The following is a 2,754-nucleotide window of genomic DNA, read 5'->3' on the forward strand; positions in this document are numbered from 1 at the left end:
CCCCCAGCCCATCCCCGCGCGGCGCCCGCCCCGCGCCCCGACCCGCGGTCCGGGGGCCGGTGAGCGGTAGCTGTGCCCCCACCGGCGCCGCACGCGCCACCACCCCCCCCCCCGCCACCGCGGCCTGGGCCGGCGCCAGCCACAGGCCAAGCGCGAGCAGTAGGAAGGTGCTGAGACGGATCATGGCGAGCCTCGGGGCGGCAAACCTGAAATCTAACAAGCACCGATGGGCTTTCAATGTGAAGGCCAGGTATCGACCCCCCTGAGTTCCGGTTTCAGAAAGGCGGCGAGACTTCGCGGCAGTGCGCGGCGAACGCGGCGGACTCCAGCTGCACGGTCGCGTGGCGAATGCCGAAGTCGTGGTGCAGCGCCTCCAGGGCCGCGCGCAGCACGTCGTCGGCTGCGGCGCCCGGCGCTACCACCAGGTGTGCGGTCAATGCGTTGTCCGAGGTGGACATGGCCCAGACGTGCAGGTCATGTACGTCCTGCACGCCCGGCAGCTGCAGCAGGCATTGCCGGATAGTCACCAACGACAGTTCGTCGGGCACGCCGTCGAACAGCAGGTGCGTGGAGCGCGTGAACAGCGACCACGTGCCCAGCACCACCACGGCGGCCACCGCCAGGCTCACCAGGGGATCGATCCAGTCCCAGCCTTGCCACAGCGTCAGCGCGCCTGCGATCACCACGCCGACCGAAACCAGGCCATCGGCAGCCATGTGCAGGAACGCACCCCGGATATTGAGATCGCGACGGTGGCCCATGAACAGCCAGGCCGTGCCGAAGTTCACCACCACGCCGATACCCGCCACCACCATCACCGTCAGCCCGTCGACGGGCGAGGCCGAGCCGATGCGCTGGACGGCCTCCCACGCCAGTGAGCCCATCGCCACCAACAGCAGCGCCGCGTTGGCGAAGCTGGCCAGGATCGAACCGCGGCGCCAGCCGTAGGTGTGGCGGTCGTCGGGCGCGCGCTTGGCCGCCGCATAGGCCGCCCAGGCCAGCACCAGGCCGCCGACGTCGCTGAGGTTGTGTGCGGCGTCGGCCAGCAGGGTCAGCGAACCGGCAAGCCAGCCGTACCAGGCCTCGACCACTACGAACGCCAGATTGAGCGCGATGCCGATCGCGAACGCGCGGCCGTGGCTTGCCGGGGCGTCTTGGGAGCCGTGGGAGTGGACGTGTGCCGTCATCGGGATTGGCGCGCCTGGAGGGATTCGAACCCCCGACCAATGGCTTCGGAAGCCACTACTCTATCCGGCTGAGCTACAGGCGCCCGGGTCGGGATTATGCCATGCCGGGAACATGAACCGCAGCCCGGCCGGTTCGTGAACTGTGCCAGCCAGCACGGATGGCATCGCGCTGGCATGGAATGCTGGTGGGGATGCCAGACGCCACGCCCATTGATATCCCCCCGACCCTGGACCCCGCGTTCATCGCGAGCCTGTTCCTGCACCCGTCGCGTCGCGCGCTGCTGGTGCTGGACGTTGCCGGCAAGGTGCTGTTCGCCAACGAGCCCGCCCGCGATCTGGTGAATCCTGCTCTGGAAAGCCAGCTGCGCGTGGTGCTGGCGGAGGCGCTGGCCCAGCTGGCCACGCATCCGGGCCGGCAGGTGCAGCATCGCTATGCGGACGGCGATCTGGTGCTGGACTGCCTGCTGCGCGACGTCAGCGATCGCCGGGGCCGGCTGCTTGGCTACACCATCAGCCTGTTCCCGCATGACCAGGCCCCCGGCCTGGCCGAGTCGCCCGACCGCGCGCGCTGGCGCTACGCGCTGGAGAGCGCCGAAGACGGCCTGTGGGACTGGGACTCAGATTCGGGCCGCGTGTATCGCTCCAGCCGCTGCTTCACCATGCTGGGCTACTCGCGGGACGCCTTCGACGACAGCTTCCAGGCCTGGCGCAGCCTCACCCACCCCGACGACCTGCCGCGGGTGGAAGTGGCGCTGAAGGCGCACTTGACCGGCGAGACGCCCAACTACCAGGTGGACTACCGCGTCAAAGACGGCTGCGGCCGCTGGCGCTGGATCCTCGACCGCGGCCGCGCCATCAGCTGGGACACCCACGGCCGCCCCTGCCGGGTGATCGGTACCCATACCGACATCAATGATTACAAAGGCATCGAGACCCAGCTGCGCGAGCGCGAACTGATCCTCAACCAGGCCCAGCACGTGGCCCGGTTGGGCAGCTGGAGCTGGAACACCGAGACCGACGTGGTGTGGTGGTCGGACGAGCTTTACCGCATTGCGGGGCTGTCACCGCAGCAGGAGGCGCCGCGTTTCCGGCACCAGCGGCACCTGTTCACGGCCGAGTCGTACGAGCGCCTGCGGGCAGCGTCGAAGGCGGTGCTGGCCGGCGGCACGCCGTACTCGATGGAGTTGACCATCCTGCGCCCGGACGGCGAACAGCGCGTGGTGCAGGCGCGCGGCGAGGGCCTGCAGTCCGACGACGGCCGGATCACCCGCCTGGTGGGCGTGTTGAACGACGTCACCGAACAGCGCCGCGACGAAGAAACGTCGACCTGGCGCAACGACATGCTCAACCGCATCGCGGCCATGGGTCGCATCGGCGGCTTCGAGCTGTACGTGGAAACCCAGGTGCTGCACTGGACCGACGAAAACTACCGCATCCACGGCATCGCGCCCGGAACGCCGCTGACGCTGATGGGCACGCTGCCGTCGTATTGCCCCGAGTCGCGCGCGCTGCTGCTGCAAACGTTCAACAGCATGGCGGCCGAGCGCGTGCCCGAGCGCACCATCGA

General features: G+C 69.2%; 3 protein-coding genes and 1 tRNA gene. 1 reads left to right on the forward strand and 3 read right to left on the reverse strand.

Annotated features, from left to right (window positions below):
* The 3 genes from K0M70_RS15350 to K0M70_RS15360 form a co-directional block, all read right to left on the reverse strand.
* On the reverse strand, positions 1-184 hold a 184-nt coding region (locus tag K0M70_RS15350), incomplete at its 3' end, for a hypothetical protein (RefSeq protein ID WP_290783436.1).
* A gap of 91 nt (positions 185-275) precedes the next feature.
* Positions 276-1,187 carry a cation diffusion facilitator family transporter gene (locus tag K0M70_RS15355; RefSeq protein WP_290783438.1) on the reverse strand — a complete coding sequence of 304 codons (912 nt, stop codon included), beginning with the start codon at positions 1,185-1,187 and terminating at the stop codon, positions 276-278.
* Between the two features lie 6 nt (positions 1,188-1,193).
* Positions 1,194-1,270: transfer RNA gene (locus tag K0M70_RS15360), tRNA-Arg, on the reverse strand.
* Positions 1,271-1,378: 108 nt separating this feature from the next.
* Here K0M70_RS15360 and K0M70_RS15365 point away from each other — a divergent pair.
* Positions 1,379-2,754, forward strand: a 1,376-nt coding sequence (locus K0M70_RS15365) for a PAS domain-containing protein (RefSeq protein ID WP_290783441.1), incomplete at its 3' end; no start/stop codon positions are given.

Source organism: Arenimonas sp., from assembly GCF_019459675.1.
GTDB lineage: Bacteria > Pseudomonadota > Gammaproteobacteria > Xanthomonadales > Xanthomonadaceae > Arenimonas.

Bases quoted from the DNA above. Each gene is read 5' to 3' on its own strand.
- K0M70_RS15355 (WP_290783438.1), bottom strand. From the start codon at position 1,187: ATGACGGCACACGTCCACTCCCACGGCTCCCAAGACGCCCCGGCAAGC.